The 16751-nt window shown below is 60.1% G+C and carries 11 protein-coding genes and 2 pseudogenes; 4 read left to right on the top strand and 9 right to left on the bottom strand.

Annotated elements, in window-relative coordinates:
• The first annotated feature begins 272 nt into the window (after nt 1-272).
• Both arcD and AB4O01_RS13300 read left to right on the top strand, forming a co-directional pair.
• On the top strand, nt 273-1700 hold the full coding sequence (arcD, locus tag AB4O01_RS13305; protein WP_093430474.1) for an arginine-ornithine antiporter: 1428 nt from the start codon (nt 273-275) through the stop codon (nt 1698-1700).
• Complete coding sequence (locus tag AB4O01_RS13300; RefSeq protein ID WP_460092017.1) at nt 1697-2560, top strand: DNA-3-methyladenine glycosylase family protein; 864 nt, start codon at nt 1697-1699, stop codon at nt 2558-2560. The genes arcD and AB4O01_RS13300 overlap by 4 nt, the downstream gene beginning before the upstream one ends.
• A 468-nt stretch (nt 2561-3028) precedes the next feature.
• Here AB4O01_RS13300 and AB4O01_RS13295 read toward each other — a convergent pair whose 3' ends face one another.
• From AB4O01_RS13295 to gap, 9 genes and pseudogenes are all read right to left on the bottom strand, one after another.
• A complete protein-coding gene (locus AB4O01_RS13295; protein WP_460092014.1) occupies nt 3029-4378 on the bottom strand; it encodes a CoA transferase in 1350 nt (449 codons plus the stop codon).
• A gap of 110 nt (nt 4379-4488) precedes the next feature.
• Nucleotides 4489-5016: pseudogene (locus tag AB4O01_RS13290) on the bottom strand (methyl-accepting chemotaxis protein); the annotation flags it as partial.
• A gap of 378 nt (nt 5017-5394) precedes the next feature.
• Nucleotides 5395-6354: pseudogene (locus tag AB4O01_RS13285) on the bottom strand (methyl-accepting chemotaxis protein); the annotation flags it as partial.
• Nucleotides 6355-6817: 463 nt separating this feature from the next.
• Complete coding sequence (locus AB4O01_RS13280) at nt 6818-7228, bottom strand: YbaN family protein (protein ID WP_064119128.1); 411 nt, start codon at nt 7226-7228, stop codon at nt 6818-6820.
• Between the two features lie 167 nt (nt 7229-7395).
• Entirely contained in the window at nt 7396-7992 is a 597-nt protein-coding gene (locus tag AB4O01_RS13275) for a biliverdin-producing heme oxygenase (protein WP_460092012.1), read from the bottom strand.
• A gap of 110 nt (nt 7993-8102) precedes the next feature.
• Nucleotides 8103-10688: a TonB-dependent receptor gene (locus tag AB4O01_RS13270; protein WP_460092009.1), complete on the bottom strand. Its 2586-nt coding sequence runs from the start codon at nt 10686-10688 to the stop codon at nt 8103-8105.
• A gap of 122 nt (nt 10689-10810) precedes the next feature.
• On the bottom strand, nt 10811-11776 hold the full coding sequence (locus AB4O01_RS13265) for a FecR family protein (RefSeq protein ID WP_460092007.1): 966 nt from the start codon (nt 11774-11776) through the stop codon (nt 10811-10813).
• Nucleotides 11777-11901: 125 nt separating this feature from the next.
• Nucleotides 11902-12420 (bottom strand): RNA polymerase sigma factor, encoded by a 519-nt coding sequence (locus AB4O01_RS13260; protein ID WP_093430467.1) that lies wholly within the window; start codon nt 12418-12420, stop codon nt 11902-11904.
• Nucleotides 12421-12620: 200 nt separating this feature from the next.
• Nucleotides 12621-13622 carry a type I glyceraldehyde-3-phosphate dehydrogenase gene (gene gap, locus AB4O01_RS13255; RefSeq protein WP_034153396.1) on the bottom strand — a complete coding sequence of 334 codons (1002 nt, stop codon included), beginning with the start codon at nt 13620-13622 and terminating at the stop codon, nt 12621-12623.
• Nucleotides 13623-13842: 220 nt separating this feature from the next.
• Here gap and edd point away from each other — a divergent pair, with 220 nt between their 5' ends.
• Entirely contained in the window at nt 13843-15669 is a 1827-nt protein-coding gene (edd, locus tag AB4O01_RS13250; RefSeq protein WP_093430466.1) for a phosphogluconate dehydratase, read from the top strand.
• Nucleotides 15666-16619 (top strand): glucokinase, encoded by a 954-nt coding sequence (locus AB4O01_RS13245; RefSeq protein WP_460092004.1) that lies wholly within the window; start codon nt 15666-15668, stop codon nt 16617-16619. Before edd ends, AB4O01_RS13245 begins: the two co-directional genes overlap by 4 nt.
• Nucleotides 16620-16751 lie beyond the last annotated feature (132 nt).

The raw sequence follows: 16751 nt of genomic DNA, 5'->3' as shown, positions 1-16751 counted from the left end.
GCTACATCTTTGGGAATGGCTATTATTACTTTCGAATTATCACGCTAGTTCTTTTTCAGCTTTTGGCAAATTTTCTGTCTCTGTTTTCAGTACAGAATTGAATTATCGGGATCAGCGCACAAAACCGACTTAGCGTGCTAGGGCGTTAGCGTCATCGGCTATATATAAATGGGCGTTAATTGGCGTTACTTGATAAACGTCATCTACCTTTATCCGTTTAGTTAATCGTCTTTAAAACCAAATTCTCACCACACATTCAAAGGGAAACTGAAATGTCGCAACCGACGCAAAAGCTGCGATTAGGCGCGTTGATCGCCCTGGTGGTGGGTTCGATGATTGGCGGGGGGATTTTCTCGCTGCCGCAGAACATGGCGGCGCGCGCCGATGCCGGGGCGATTCTGATCGGTTGGGGGATCACGGCCATCGGCATGTTGACCCTGGCGTTCGTCTTTCAGACCCTGGCCAATCGCAAGCCGGAACTGGATTCCGGCGTATACGCCTACGCCAAGGCCGGCTTTGGCGACTACATGGGTTTCTCATCAGCCTGGGGTTACTGGATCAGTGCGTGGCTGGGCAACGTCGGTTATTTCGTGCTGCTGTTCAGCACCCTCGGCTATTTCTTTCCGGTGTTTGGCCAAGGCAATACGCCGATCGCTATTGGCTGCGCGTCGGTGCTGCTGTGGGCCGTGCATTTTTTGGTGATGCGCGGGATCAAGGAGGCGGCGCTGATCAATCAACTGACCACGGTGGCCAAAGTCGTACCGCTAATCATGTTCATCGTTATCGCGGCGGTGGCGTTCAAGGCTGACATTTTTACCCGCGACATCTGGGGCACCAGCAACCCGAATTTCGGCGGGGTAATGGATCAGGTGCGCAACATGATGCTGGTCACCGTGTTCGTGTTCATCGGCATCGAAGGTGCCAGTGTGTACTCGGCGCGGGCGGAGAAACGCAGCGACGTCGGCCGCGCCACGGTGATCGGTTTTATCGGCGTGCTGGCGCTGCTGGTGCTGGTCAACGTGCTGTCGCTGGGGATCATGAGCCAGCCGGAATTGGCCAATCTGCAGAACCCGTCGCTGGCGGCGGTGCTCGAGCACATCGTCGGGCCGTGGGGTGCGTTGCTGATCAGCATTGGCCTGGCGATTTCACTGCTCGGTGCGTTGTTGTCGTGGGCGCTGCTGTGTGCGGAGATTCTCTTCGCCACGGCGAAGGACAAGACCATGCCGGCGTTTCTGAAAAAGGAAAACAAGAATCACGTCCCGGTCAATGCGTTGTGGCTGACCAACGTGATGATCCAGATCTTCCTGTTGATCACGCTGTTTTCGGCGGGCACTTACACCAGTCTGATTTATCTGGCGTCGTCGATGATTCTGGTGCCGTACTTGTGGTCGGCGGCGTACGCGGTTCTGCTCAGCGGGCGTGGCGAAACCTACGAACATGCCTCGGCCGAGCGCACCAAGGATCTGCTGATCGGTGGCATTGCCCTCGGTTACGCGGTGTGGTTGTTGTATGCCGGTGGGGTGAAGTATTTACTGCTGTCGGCGCTGTTGTATGCGCCAGGGGTGATTTTGTTTGCCAAGGCTAAGCGTGAGGCGGGCGAGCCATTGTTCACTCATGTCGAGAAAGGCATTTTCACCTGCGTGATCATCGGCGCGGGGCTGGCGGCGTATGGGTTGTACAGCGGTGTGTTGTCGTTGTGAGGTTGTCGCTTGCGAATGCGCTGCCGTATGACTGGGACGCGATGCTGGGGTTTCTGGCGGCACGGGCGGTGGTCGGGATGGAGGTCGTGGTCGATGGTGTGTATTCACGCAGCATCGGTTTGAACGGGCTTCATGGCACGGTTTCAATTTGGCCTGAGGCAGGGAATGCCTTGGCCGTTGAGCTGGATTTTCCTGATCCGTTGGTGGTGCCCGAGATCGTTGTCAGGTTGCGGCGGATGTTTGATCTGGATGCGGATCTGGCTGTGATGCATGCGCATCTGGCGAATGATCCGTTGCTGGCGCGGTTGATTGCCGAGCGGCCGGGATTACGGATTCCCGGGGCGTGGGATGGCTTGGAGTTGGCGTTTCGCGCGGTGCTCGGGCAGCAGATTACCGTGGTTGCGGCGATTCGGCTGGCGGGGAAACTGGTGGCGCAATATGGCGCGCCGCTGGATTCGGGCGTGCCGGGGCTGACTCACGTGTTTCCCGAGGCGAGCGTGTTGGCGGCGGCAGATCTGGCAACGCTGGGCATGCCGAAAAGTCGCGGGCGGACGCTGTCAGGTGTGGCGCAGGCGTTGCTCGATGAGCCTTCATTGTTTGAACCTAATCGCGAGGGTGGCGTGGCGCGGTTGATGGCGTTGCACGGGATTGGCGAGTGGACGGCGCAGTACATTGCGTTGCGGCAGTTGCGGGATATGGATGGGTTTCCGACCGGCGATGTCGGGTTGTTGCGGGCACTGGAAGTGCTGGAAGGAGAGCGGCCGACAGCGCGGGAATTGTCGTTACGTGCTGAGGCGTGGCGGCCGTATCGGGGGTACGCGGCGCAACTGTTGTGGACATCTTTGAGCCGGGCAGATTGATCATCATCGCTCGGCTTGAAATTGCAGCCCTCACCCCAGCCCTCTCCCGGAGGGAGAGGGGGCCGACCGAGGTGTCTTGCGCTGTCCATCGACCTGAAAGCCCGAGTCGATTATGGATTCAGCGCCAATCGTACAAGTCGGTGAGTCTCTTCAATATCCCCCAATCAGTTCCTCTCCCGGAGGGAGAGTGGGCCGACCGAGGTGTGTTGCGCTATACATCGACCTGCAAGACCGAGTCGATTATGGATTCAGCGGCAATCGTTCAAGTCGGTGAATCTCTCGAATATCCCCCAATCAGTCCCTTTTGCCTGAGGGATAGGGGGCCGACCGTGGTGTCTTGCGCTGCCCATCGAGTTGAAAGACCGAGTTGATCAGGGATTCACCGATATTCGTTCAAGTCGGTGAATCTCTCGAATATCCCCCAATCGGTCCCCTCTCCCTCTGGGAGAGGGTTAGGGTGAGGGGCTTTTAATTCCACCGTGGATGATGAGAACCCAGTTCTGTAGCCGGCAACGCCCAATGAATCGGCGTGCCGCTGATCCTCACCGGTACCTGCAAGCGATGCGCCGGGCCCCACGGGGTCTGTTCCAGAAATGAGCCCTGATCCCGCTCATCTTCCGCCCGCAATACCTCACTCGTACCCGGCCCAGATTCAATCAACAACTTCGCCGTCCGCGCCAGCGACAACCGCGCCGAGCCACCGCGACCCGTGTTCAAACGCTCGGTCAACAGGCGGAGCGCACTCGCCGCCAGCAAATACCCGGTCGCATGATCCAGCGCCTGCACCGGCAACGGCGTCGGTTTGTCTGCCTGCTGCCAGCGCTGCCCGGCCTCGGCGATGCCGCTGCTCATCTGCACCAGACTGTCGAAACCTCGGCGGTTCTGCCACGGGCCGCTCCAGCCGTAAGCGTTGAGGCCAACATCGATCAGGCCCGGCGCGATTTGGCGACGGCGCTCAACGCCGAAACCAAGATTCTCCAGCACATCGGCGCGGTAACCGTGCAGCAGAATGTCAGCGTCTTTCAACAATCCTTCGAACACCGCACGATCAACCGGATCATGCAGGTTCAACCGCGCGCAACGTTTGCCGAGGGTCATTTCCGGAACAACACCGGGCTCATTCCAGGTCGGGGAATCGATGCGCAATACATCGGCGCCAAGGCCAGCGAGTAAACGACTGGCAGTGGGGCCAGCGAGGACACGCGTCAAATCAAGTACCTTGATCCCGGCCAACGGTTGCGCCACCGAGCCTTGCCACGGTTGACTGTGTTCATCCGGCGAATCGAAGAAATGCACCAACGGTTCAGCATTCACCGCCAGCCCCTGCGGATGCGTCTGCCACTGCACCCAACTGCGCATTTCGGCGGCACAACCCTTGGCCTCGACGACCGCTTGCTCCAGATCCGTACTCGCCCATTGCGCGACTTTGGCAGCCATCGCTCCACGGTCGGCGCAGGCACCGAGCACACGTTCAGCGGCGGCGCGGTGATGCGGGGCATTGGTGTGCAGACGGATCCAGCCGTCGCGGGTCTGATAGTCGCCAGCGACGGGATCCCACAGTGGCGGGACTTGCCAGCCGATGGGACGGATTGATGTGGCGAACCAGAACGAGGCCAATCGACGATCGACTTCAACGGCAGGTCGCTGACCGGTCTGCTGCCGGAGCAATTCGCTGACGGCCTGACCGGCCGCGGCGATGCTCGCGCAGGCCAGGTCGGTGACGGCGAATGCCGAAGGCAGGGCGCCCTGTGCGGTGAAGGGAATCGGCGTGTGCGGCAAGCCGAGTGCGGCTTGAATGGACGTGAGCAGATCAGTCATCGAAGGCCCTCCGGAAGAGAGGGCGAAGAGGTCATCACATTCAACATCATCATTGAATGGCAGACCGCATTCGCGAGCAAGCTCGCTCCCACAGGGTTCAACGGTGTGGCTTAGACGCGGAACTGATCCATCAATTTCATCTGCTGACTGGCCAGGGCATTGAGCTGACTGCTGATCGCCGCCGACTCAGTGGCTTGTCCGGTCAGCGTCTCGGTGACGGTGCGAATCGCCGAGACATTGCGATTGACCTCTTCGGCCACCGCACTTTGCTGCTCGGCCGCACTGGCAATCTGCAGGTTCATGTCACTGATCACCGTCACCGCGTCGCTGATCTTGCCCAGTGCATCGACCGCCTGACGAATCTGCCCGGCGTTGTTGTGCGCCTGGGTCTGGCTCGAATGCATGGTCGCGACCACGCCACGCGTTCCCGTCTGAATGCGCTCGATCACGATGCGAATTTCTTCCACCGAATCCTGCGTACGTTTGGCCAGGTTGCGCACCTCGTCGGCAACCACCGCGAAACCACGACCGCTCTCACCGGCACGGGCCGCTTCGATCGCTGCGTTGAGGGCGAGCAGGTTGGTCTGTTCGGCGATGCTGCGGATCACTTCCAGCACCGAGCCGATCTGCTCGCTGTTGACTGCTAACGCTTCAACTTCGGTCACGGCTTTGCTGACTTCGTCGGCCAGTTGATTGATGTCGCGGGTGCTGCGCTCAATGATCGACATGCCGTCCTTGGCCGACTGGTCGGCACCTTTCGCGGCATTGGCCGCGTTGGAGGCGCTGTTGGCGACGTCGTGGGCGGTGGCGCTCATTTCGTTGGAGGCGGTGGCGACCTGGTCGATCTCGCGGAATTGCACCTGCATGCCTTCACTGGTCTGGCGGGCGATCTCCGAAGACTGGTCGGCGGTGCCGCGTGCTTCGGTGATGCTCTGTTTGATCTGTGCGATGGTCGGTTGCAGCTTGTCGAGGAAGCGGTTGAACCAGTTAACCAGTTCGCCCAGCTCATCCTGCTTGCTGTAGTTCAGGCGTTGGGTCAGATCGCCCTCGCCGCTGGCGATGTTCTTCAGCATCTCGGCAACGCTATTGATCGGCCGGGTGACGCCGGACGCGGTCAGCCAGATCAGCAGCAGACCGACCAGACCGGCGACCACGGCAACCAGCAGCGCAGTGATCACACCGGTTTCCTGAGCATCATCGAGCACTGCTTGCAGCTTGACCGAGTCAGCCAGCAGCACTTGTTTCGGCAGGTCGATGACCACGCCCCAGGCGCGCGAGTTGCCAATCGGATCGACTGGGTAAACGGCGCGAATCAAATCACCTTGTTCAAGAATCTTCGGTGTGCCGCTGCTGACCAGTTGCAGCAGGTCCTTGCCGTCGGCGCCGAGGGTGTCACTGATCTTTTTGCCGACCTTGCTTGCGTCCGAACTGTCGGCAGCGAGCACACCGCTACCGGAGACAATCAACATGTGCCCGGCGTTGTTGAACAGGCTGCGCTGGGAATCCACGGCCGCCGCTTGCAGGGCGTCGAGGGCGATGTCGACACCGACCACGCCGATGGCTTTGCCGTCGACAATCAACGGCACGGAAATGGTCGTCATGAGCATTTCCTTGCCACCGACAGTGTCGGCATACGGATCGAGCAGGCAGGTGCGCTTGTTGTCGCGAGGGCAGGTGTACCAACTGTTGTAGGGCGTGCCACTGACGCTGAGGGTGGTTTTGGTCAGGTCTTCTTCGACCATGATGGTGTTCAGCGAGGCGCCGGCGGCGCGGCTCCAGTAGGTGGCGAAGCGCCCGGCTTCGTTGGATTGGCGGGCGGCGTCGTTGACGAACTCGCTGTCCTTGCCGTCGAGGCCGTTGGGTTCAAAGGCGAGCCAGATGCCGAGCACTTTGTCGTTGCGCTCAAAAGCGGTTTTCAGGCTCAGGTTCAACTCTTCACGCAAGGCGCCGGCGTCCAGCGAACGCTTGGCGGCCATGACACGCATGTCCTTGATCTGATCCGCTACGGCAGTGATCACCGTCAGGCTTTCGCCGAAGGTTTTCTGCACCCGCACCGCTTGTTCGGCGGCTTTGGCTTGCAACAGATTCTGCACACTGGCGGTGAGCAACTGGTTACTGGAGTTGCTGACCAGTTCGTCGTTCTGGTTGGTCTGGTAAATGTTCATGCCGACGATCAGCGCGACCACACCGAGCAGGCACAGGCCGGAGAGCAGGACGATTTTCAGGCGAATGGACAGAGAGTCGAACATGGGGCGATCTCGCGAATGAATAAACGGGTGGCATTCGGGCAGGAGCTACCCGGTTCGCCAAATCCATTCAGCGCCATTCAATGCTCATCGGCGCGGGAGCAGAGGGCATGAGTCGCGTGCCGACGAACGGTCAGCGCTAAACGTTTGCGCAGGGGAAAGTGCTGAAAAGGGGATTAATTACAGGGATGTTTCAGTGTGAAGACGGGTCAGTGCAGACCCGAATGGATTCCGGGCGCGACCAGATCCACAGATTGCCCAGGCTCATTCCGGCAATCGCCAGATAAACCGGCCAGCCGTGATCGAGCATCACCAGCATCAACGTGGCGCACAGCAACATGCTTACCGTGGCGCTGACCTTGGCCTTGCGCGCGATGATCTTGCCGTTGCGCCAGTTGCTGAGGATCGGCCCGAACAGCCGGTGGTTTTCCAGCCAGGCACTCAGGCGCGGCGAGCTGCGGGTTGCGGCCCAGGCGGCGAGAAGGATGAACTCGGTGGTCGGCAGGCCGGGCACGACGATGGCGATCAGGCCGATGCCGAGGCTGACGTAGGCCAAGAGGCCGAACAGCACGCGGGCGAGTTTCGAGGAGGCGGGTTGCGGCATGGGCTCGGGATTGCTGTGAGGCGAGATGGGGATTCTACAGACTTGCGCTGTTCCCATGTGGGAGCGAGCTTGCTCGCGAAAGCGGTAGGTCAGTCACATCAGTGTTGAATGTGCCGCCGTCTTCGCGAGCAAGCTCGCTCCCACAGGGTTTTGTGGTGTTTTGGGGATCAGGCCATTTCGGCTTCGGTGGCGTAAGCCTGTTCCAGCAACACGGTGAAGCGGTTGAACGCGTCGATCGCGCCTTGTTCGACTTCGGCTTCTTCTTCGGCAGTGAACTGCAGCGAGTCGAGGGTACGCACAAAGCTTTTCCAGCCTTCCGCACGGCCACCTTCAGGCTCGCCGAGGTGACGGGCGCCAAAGGTTTCGCTCAGCTCCAGCGCCACGGCGCGTTTGATCAGGAACGCCGCACCGAGCTTCGAACCTTCGGAGACAAAGAGCCAGCCCAGTGCGCGAGCCTTGCTCGGGTTTTTCACCGCGCCCGCCACCGGTGTCGGCACTTCAGTGTCGAGATCGGCGAGGTCAGCCTTGGCCGCTTCGGCGCGGCAACGGGCCGGCAGATCCGGGACGATGGCGGTCAGTTCGGCGTCGTTATACAGATCGACCAGTTCCGACTGGAACAGGTACTGCGCGACGACAAAACGGGCGAAATTGGCGCGGGTCTCGAACGGCGCGTGTGCCTTCACCAGTGCATCGAGTTTGCTGTGCGGCTCATGGGTGATCTGGTTCAAGCGTTGTGAACGCAGGGCTTTTTCCGAAGTGGTCATGACATGTCCTTGATAAAAGAGGCGCTTGATAACGAGACGAACAAGACGCTGTGCAAGCGTAAAAAAACTCACGGCGCGGTGCCTGAACACGCGCCGTGAGGTTCGCCGGATCAGATGTCCCAGATCAGATTGATCGCGAAGTTGCGGCCCGGTTGGGTCAGTCGATCGAGGTTGGCCGGCTGTGTCACCGAAGCTTCGCCGACGCTGTCGTAACCGCGCACGTCATCCCACAGCCAGTATTTCTTGTCGGTCAGGTTGTAGATGCCGCCGCTGACGGTGACGTCGTCGGTGACTTTGTAATACCCGGCCAGATCAAGAATGCCGAAGCCCGGGGTTTTGAACTGGCTGCTGACGCCATCCGGCGACTTGAAGTTGCTGTCGTCGACGCGATCCTTTTTCTTCACCACCGTCCAGCTCAGCAGGCCGCCGTAGTTGTCCTGGTCGTAACCCAGACCGAACACGCCGGTCAGCGGGTTGACGCTGTTGAGCGGCTCGCCGTTGTCGTTGTTGCGACCGTAGGCGTAGGCAATCGAGCCTTGGGTATACAGGCCTTGCGGTGCGCCGAACGCATCCAGATTCAGACGACCTTTGACTTCCGCACCTTTGATGGTGGCGTGTTTGATGTTGGCCGACTGGAAGGTCAGCTCGTTGCGGCCCGGGGTCACGGCGTCTTCGTTGATGAAGTCGCGGTACTTGTTATAGAACACCGCCACGTCGAACGAGCCGTGTTCGAAGTTGCCGCGCAGACCGGTTTCGTAGCTTTTGCTTTTTTCCGGTTCGAGGTCCGGGTTCGGCGCCACGCTGTAGCCGGTGGTAGTGTTTTCGAAGCGGCCGTACAGGGCTTTCGCGGTCGGGGTGCGGAAGCCTTCAGCGTACTGACCGTACCAGGTGTAGTTCTCGGTCAGGGCGTAGGTCAGGCCGAATTTCGGCGAGACTTTGTGCCAGGTTTTGTTCTCGTCGCTGAGTGTGCCTTGGCCATCCGCTGCCACGGTGTTAAGGAACTCCTGGGTGATGTGCGGCTTGAGCTGGGTGTAGTCGTAGCGCAGGCCCGGCAGGAAGGTCCAGTTGTTCCAGCTGATCTGATCCTGAGCGAACACGCTGTAGGTGTTGATGGTCGGGTCCGGGAAGTCGGTGGCTTTGGCCAACACGTCAGCGGTGCTGGTTGCACCGATGGCGCTGCAGCCGCGACCGACGGCCAGGCAAGTGCCGTCGCCGCTGCGCGAACCGGTGACCTTCTGTTGCTTGAGGGTGGTGCCGTAAGTCAGTACGTGATCGGTGTTTCCAATGGCGAACGCCTTGTCCAGTTGGGCATCGAAGACCCATTGTTTCTCTTCGTAAATGGTGTCGCGAGTACGCAGCACCTTACGGGTGATCGGGTAGTAGAACTCGGTGGTGCTCTGGTCGGTCTTGGCGATCTGGTGGTTGAGGCTCCACTTCACGTTGTCGACCAGCAGGCTGTCGAGGGCGAACGAGTGCTCGATGCCGAAACGCTCACGGGTGATGGTGTCGTTGCCGGTGCGCCACTGGTACATGCCGCCGGGCAGCACGCTGTCGGGGATGGTCGGGGCGCCGTTGAAGTACGGGCCGCCGTAAGCACTCTTCTGATCGGTGTCGCGATCATCCTTGTACTTTTCGTAGGTCAGGCCCAGACGCGAATCTTCGTTGTAGTTCCAGCCGATCTTGGCCAGCACGTTGTAGGCGTTGACGTCTTCCGGGTTGGCGGCGGTGCGCTCAAGGCCAGTGCCATTGTTGCTGCCGTAGGAATCGGTTTCGTGACCGTCGCGCTGGCTGTAGTGCAGCAAGCCGTCGAACTGGTCGGCACGGCCGGCGACGGTGGCGGACTTCAGCCAGCTGTCATCGGCGGAGCTGTAACCGGTTTTCAGGCGCGCACCGACGTCTTTGCCCGGCTTGATGATGTCGTCGGCATCAAGGGTGTAGTAGCTGACGGCGCCGCCGATGGCGTTGCTGCCGTACAGCACCGAGGCCGGGCCACGGAGAATTTCCACGCGCTTGACGATTTCCGGGTCAACGTAATTGCGCTGGGTCTTGGCATACGGGCCGTTGAAAAAACCATCCGGGACTTCGACGCCATCCACCTGAGTCAGGATGCGGTCGCCGTCGATGCCGCGAATGTTATAGCCGCTGATGCCGCCGCGGGTGCCGGCGCCGCCGACGGAAACACCCGGTTCGTAGCGGACCAGATCCTTGATGGTGTTGACGTTGTTGCGGTCCAGATCCTGACGGGTCTGCACGGTGACAGTGGCCGGCACGCTGTTGACCGACTGCTCCTGACGGGTGGCGCTGATGGTCACCTGATCGAGATTGAGCGTGCCGCTGGCGTTGCGCTTTTCCAGCACGACGTTGTTGTTGCTGATTTTGCGGAAGCTCAGGTTGGTCCCCACCAACAGGCGCTCCAGGGCTTTTTCCGGTGGCAGCGAGCCACGCACGCCCGGCGACGACACGCCCTGACCCAGTTCTGCCGGCAAGCCGACTTGCCAACCGGTCACGGCGGTGAAGGCATTGAGCGCCGACACCAGCGGCTGCTGACCGATGGCGAACGAGTAATCGCCCATGTTGCGCGTCGGTTGCTCGGTAGCCGCCATCAGCGGTGCAGAACCGGCCATCAGGATGGCAGCGGTCAGCAGCGACAGCACGCGGGAAGGGGAGGAGGTCTGGCGGGTAAGGCGTGAGGACATCGATAGCGCTCCGTGTCGCACGAATCTTTATAGGGGCTGATTGGCTTCGCGTGTTGCGAATCAATTGCATTGGCTATAACGAGACGTACTGACGTTGGCTATCGAGTAAAAATAATTCTCATTTAGTTCAGGATGACCAAGGCGGGGAATTCTTTCAGTTGCGCCGAGGTGATGTGAGCGAGGGAACGGACCACGTCGAGCGGCTGGTCGAGTCGGTAATTGCCGGTTACGGCGACGTCGGCCAACTGCTCGTTGGTGTTGATGATCCAGCCCGGATAGTAGCGGCGCAATTCGGCCAGCACCTGATTCAGCGGGCAGTTCTCGAACACCAAGCGACCCTGCACCCACGCCAGATCGGTGTTGGCGTCGAGTTTGGCCGGACGGTCGAAACCGTTGGGGCCGATACGAATACTTTCACCCGCCGTCAGACGTACGCGAGCGTCGTTATGCGTTGCCTGCAGATCGACATCGCCGCGCTGCACGTTAACCTGCGCCACGCCATCGAGATAACGCACGGCAAATGCGGTATCGCGCACGCTGGCGCGAACCGGACCGGCGTCGATTTCCAAGGGTTGGCTGCGGCCACTGGCAATCTCGAAAAACGCTTCGCCCTGGTATAGCCGCGCGACACGTTTTTGATCGTTGATGGTGCTGGAAAACGCTGAATTGGTATTGAGCAGGACTTTCGAGCCGTCCTCCAGTTGCAGACGCTGGCGCTCGCCGACCACGGTCAGATGATCGGCCTGAATGCGCATCGGCAAATTGCTGAAACTGAACAAACCGAGGATCAGCACGGCGGCAGTGGCCAGTGGTTTCCAGTGCGGACGCAGACGCTTGAGAAAAGTGACCTTCGCAGGTTTGGCCGCCAGGCTTTGCGCGCACTGGGCGACTTGCGGGCCATCCCAGATCGCCTGGGCCTTGGCGAACGCTTCGGCATTCAACGGATCGGCCGCCAGCCAGGCATGAAACTGCCGGGTCTGCTCCTCGTCCGGGCTGCCGAGCACGATGAGCCAGTCGAGTGCCTGGTCCATTGCGTTGGCAGCGTCCTGCACCGAATCCGGCGAAGGCGAGCGGTGGGTGTCAGTCACGGTGTTTCCTCGGCAGTGTCTGCGCACGGCTGTTTTTTTAAGTGAAGCGTAAAAGTCGGGCAAGGGTAACAAAGCCCGATGATCCGTGCAGTCGATCCTGGCACTTACAGAAAAGGCCTACGACCTCAGTCGCCATTCAGACGCTCGGCGACGCCGATACAAATGCTCATGATCAGCTTCAGTTCTTTTTGCACGGTGCTGAGGGAAACATTCAGCTCATCGGCGATTTCCTGATAACTGTTTCCGTGCAAACGGCTGAGGATGAAAATCTGTTGCTGGCGGGGGCTGAGTTGACTGAGGCTCACGTTCAGGCGCTCCAGCATCTGTTCGGCGTGGGCGGCGTCTTCGGCGCTGCTGGCAGGGGCGGCGACGCTGTGCACGACATCCTGCGGCACATCATCGACCATGGTTCGCGAATGGATCTTGCGCGCACGCAAGTGATCCAGCGCCAGATTGCGCGCGGTCTGGAAGACAAAAGGTTCGAGGTGATCGATGGCCCGCTCGCTCAACGCCCGCGTCACACGCAGGTAGGTCTCCTGCAACAGGTCTTCAGCGGTGCTGTGATTGTTGACCATCCGTTCCAGCGTACGCAGCAAGGATGTGCGCTGGGTGAGGAAAACGTGGTTGAAGCGCGATTGACTCACGGGAGGACCTGATCGATTTCAAGCGAATGATAATGCTTATCATCTAGTCGAATGGTCAAGTGTTGATTTCAAATTGAAATCGAAACCCTGTGGGAGCGAGCTTGCTCGCGAAGGCGTAGTGTCAGCCAATTCAACTAGCGACTGACCCACCGCTTTCGCGAGCAAGCTCGCTCCCACAGGGATAGGGGGATTACTTGAGATTATTCGGCGTTACACAGCGCCAGGCAGTTATCCAGCATGCGATTGGAGAAGCCCCACTCGTTGTCATACCACGCCAATACCTTCAGCAGTTTGCCGCTGGACTTGGTGTGGTTGGCGTCGAAGATCGACGACAGCGGATTGTGGTTGAAGTCGCTGGACACCAGCGGCAGGGTGTTGAAGCCGAGAATCTTCGAATGTTGGCTCGCAGCTTTCATCAGCGCGTTGACTTCCTCGGCGCTGGCTTCTTTTTTCAGCTGCACGGTCAGGTCCACCAGCGACACATTGATCACCGGCACGCGCACGGCCATGCCGGTCAGTTTGCCCGCCAGTTCTGGCAGCACCAGGCCCACGGCTTCAGCAGCGCCGGTCTTGCTCGGGATCATGTTCTGCGTGGCCGAGCGCGCGCGGTACGGGTCGGTGTGATAGACGTCAGTGAGGTTCTGATCGTTGGTGTAGGCGTGAATGGTGGTCATCAGACCGCTTTCGATCCCCAGCTCGCGGTGCAGCACTTGCGCCACTGGCGCCAGGCAGTTGGTGGTGCACGAAGCGTTGGAGATGATCTGGTGCGACTGGCGCAGAATGTCGTGGTTCACACCATATACAACCGTGGCGTCGGCACCTTTGGCCGGCGCCGAGATGATCACTTTGCGCGCGCCGGCAGTAATATGCGCGGCCGCTTTGGCGCGATCGGTAAAGAGACCGGTGCATTCGAACACCACATCAATCTTTTCCGCCGCCCATGGCAATTCGGCCGGGTTGCGAATCGCGCTGACCGCAATGCGGTCGCCGTTGACGGTCAGACTTTCGTTGTCATGCTCGACCTGAGCGTCGAACGTGCCGTGAACGGTGTCGTATTTGAGCAGATGAGCATTGATCGAGCTGTCGCCCAGATCATTGATGGCGACGATCTGCAGATCCTGTCGATAGCCTTGGGTATACAGTGCGCGCAGGACATTACGGCCGATGCGGCCAAAACCATTGATTGCGATTCGAAGAGTCATGGAACAGCGCCGCCGTCGTTTTGTTGTTGGAATTACAAGATTATTCGCATAAAAATAGAAAACAAGCCTTTTTAGTGGCAATATTTTGTTTTATCTACAACGAGTGACCTGAATCAACTGGTCCGAATGGTCAAAAAAGCCGTCTGTCATTCCAACAACAACGGCGTTTGATCAGCATAGACAATCAGGTCGCCACATCCGTTAGCCTGGAGTTCTACACATGCATCCCCGCGTCCTTGAGGTCACCGAACGGCTTATCGCCCGCAGCCGCGCCACGCGTCAGGCTTACCTTGCACTGATTCGCGGCGCCGCCACCGACGGGCCGATGCGCGGCAAGCTGCAATGCGCCAACTTCGCCCACGGCGTGGCCGGTTGCGGCAGCGAAGACAAGCACAGCCTGCGGATGATGAACTCGGCGAACATCGCCATTGTTTCTTCGTATAACGACATGCTCTCGGCGCACCAGCCGTACGAAGTGTTCCCGGAACAAATCAAGAATGCCCTGCGCGAAATCGGCTCGGTCGGCCAGTTCGCTGGCGGTACGCCGGCGATGTGCGACGGTGTGACCCAAGGCGAGCCGGGCATGGAACTGAGCCTGCCGAGTCGCGAAGTGATCGCCATGTCGACCGCCGTGGCGCTGTCGCACAACATGTTCGACGGCGCACTGATGCTCGGCATCTGCGACAAGATCGTGCCGGGCCTGATGATGGGGTCGCTGCGTTTCGGTCACCTGCCGACGATTTTCGTCCCGGGTGGGCCGATGGTCTCGGGGATTTCCAACAAGGAAAAAGCCGACGTCCGTCAGAAGTACGCCGAAGGCAAAGCCACCCGCGAAGAGCTGCTGGAATCGGAGATGAAGTCCTACCACAGCCCGGGTACCTGCACCTTCTACGGCACCGCCAACACCAACCAGTTGCTGATGGAAGTCATGGGCCTGCACTTGCCGGGCGCCTCTTTCGTCAACCCGAACACGCCGCTGCGTGATGCGCTGACCCGCGAAGCCGCGCACCAAGTCACGCGTCTGACCAAGCAGAACGGCAACTTCATGCCGATCGGTGAAATCGTCGACGAGAAGTCGCTGGTCAACTCGATTGTTGCGCTGCACGCCACCGGCGGCTCGACCAACCACACCCTGCACATGCCGGCCATCGCCATGGCAGCAGGTATTCAACTGACCTGGCAGGACATGGCCGACCTCTCCGAAGTCGTGCCGACCCTGAGTCACGTTTACCCGAACGGCAAAGCCGACATCAACCACTTCCAGGCAGCGGGCGGCATGTCGTTCCTGATCCGCGAACTGCTCGGCGCCGGGCTGTTGCACGAAGACGTCAACACCGTGCTCGGCCACGGCTTGAGCCAGTACACCAAAGAGCCGTTCCTCGATAACGGCCAGTTGGTATGGCGCGAAGGCCCGACGGACAGCCTCGACGAAAACATTCTGCGTCCAGTGGCGCGTGCGTTCTCGGCGGAGGGTGGTCTGCGCGTAATGGAGGGCAACCTCGGTCGCGGTGTGATGAAGGTTTCTGCGGTCGCGTTGGAAAACCAGATCGTCGAAGCGCCAGCCATGGTGTTCCAGGATCAGCAGGACTTGGCCGATGCATTCAAGGCCGGTTTGCTGGAGAAGGATTTTGTCGCCGTGATGCGCTTCCAGGGCCCGCGTTCCAATGGCATGCCGGAACTGCACAAGATGACGCCGTTCCTCGGCGTGCTGCAGGATCGCGGCTTCAAAGTCGCCCTGGTGACCGACGGGCGGATGTCCGGCGCCTCGGGGAAAATCCCCGCAGCGATTCACGTCAGCCCGGAAGCTTATGTCGGTGGCGCTTTGGCGCGCGTGCAAGAGGGCGATATCATCCGCGTCGATGGCGTCAAAGGCACCTTGGAACTGAAGGTCGACGCCGCCGAATTTGCAGCGCGCGAACCCGCCAAAGGCCTATTGGGCAACAACATCGGCAGCGGGCGCGAACTGTTTGGCTTCATGCGCATGGCCTTCAGCTCGGCGGAGCAGGGCGCCAGCGCCTTCACTTCTGCCCTGGAGACGCTTAATTGAAACTGGCTTTGGTCGGTGACATCGGAGGCACCAACGCGCGGTTTGCGTTGTGGAAAAACCAGCAACTGGAATCGGTTCAGGTGCTGGCCACGGCCGACCATGCCAGCCCGGAGGAGGCAATCAGCCTCTATCTGAGCGGGCTCGGTCTGGCGCCGGGTTCGATCGGTTCGGTGTGCTTGTCCGTGGCAGGTCCGGTCAGTGGTGATGAATTCAAATTCACCAACAATCACTGGCGCTTGAGTCGCACAGCGTTCTGCAAAACCTTGCAGGTCGAGCAGTTGTTGCTGGTCAACGACTTCTCGGCGATGGCGCTGGGCATGACCCGTTTGCAGCCCGGCGAATTCCGCGTGGTCTGCGAGGGCACGCCGGAGCCGTTGCGCCCGGCGGTGGTGATCGGCCCGGGCACAGGCCTTGGCGTCGGCACCTTGCTCGATCTTGGTGAGGGACGTTTCGCGGCGTTGCCGGGCGAGGGCGGGCATGTTGATTTGCCGTTGAGCAGCCCGCGTGAAACGCAGCTGTGGCAGCACATCCACAACGAAATCGGCCATGTCAGCGCCGAAACTGCGTTGAGCGGCGGTGGATTGCCACGGGTTTACCGGGCGATCTGTGCGGTGGATGGGCACGAGCCAACGCTTGATACCCCGGAAGCGATCACGGCGGCCGGTCTTGCGGGTGATCCGATTGCCCTGGAAGTGCTGGAGCAGTTCTGCTGCTGGCTCGGCCGTGTGGCGGGTAATAACGTGCTGACTACCGGGGGCCGAGGTGGGGTTTACATCGTTGGTGGTGTCATTCCCCGGTTTGCCGATTTCTTCCTCGAAAGCGGTTTTGCCCGCAGCTTTGCTGACAAAGGCTGCATGAGCGATTACTTCAAAGGCATCCCGGTGTGGCTGGTGACAGCGCCGTATTCCGGACTGATGGGCGCGGGTGTGGCTCTGGAACAGGCAGGCTGAAGCGTGAGATCGTTCCCATGCTCCGCGTGGGAATGCAGCCCGTGACGCTCCGCGTCACTGGACGCGGAGCGTCCCCAGAGGCATTCCCACGCAGAGCGTGGGAACGATCAGCGTGGGAACGATCGGTTCATC

This window comes from Pseudomonas sp. S2_E02 (assembly GCF_054668355.1).
This window is presented reverse-complemented; position numbering and strand designations above follow the sequence as displayed.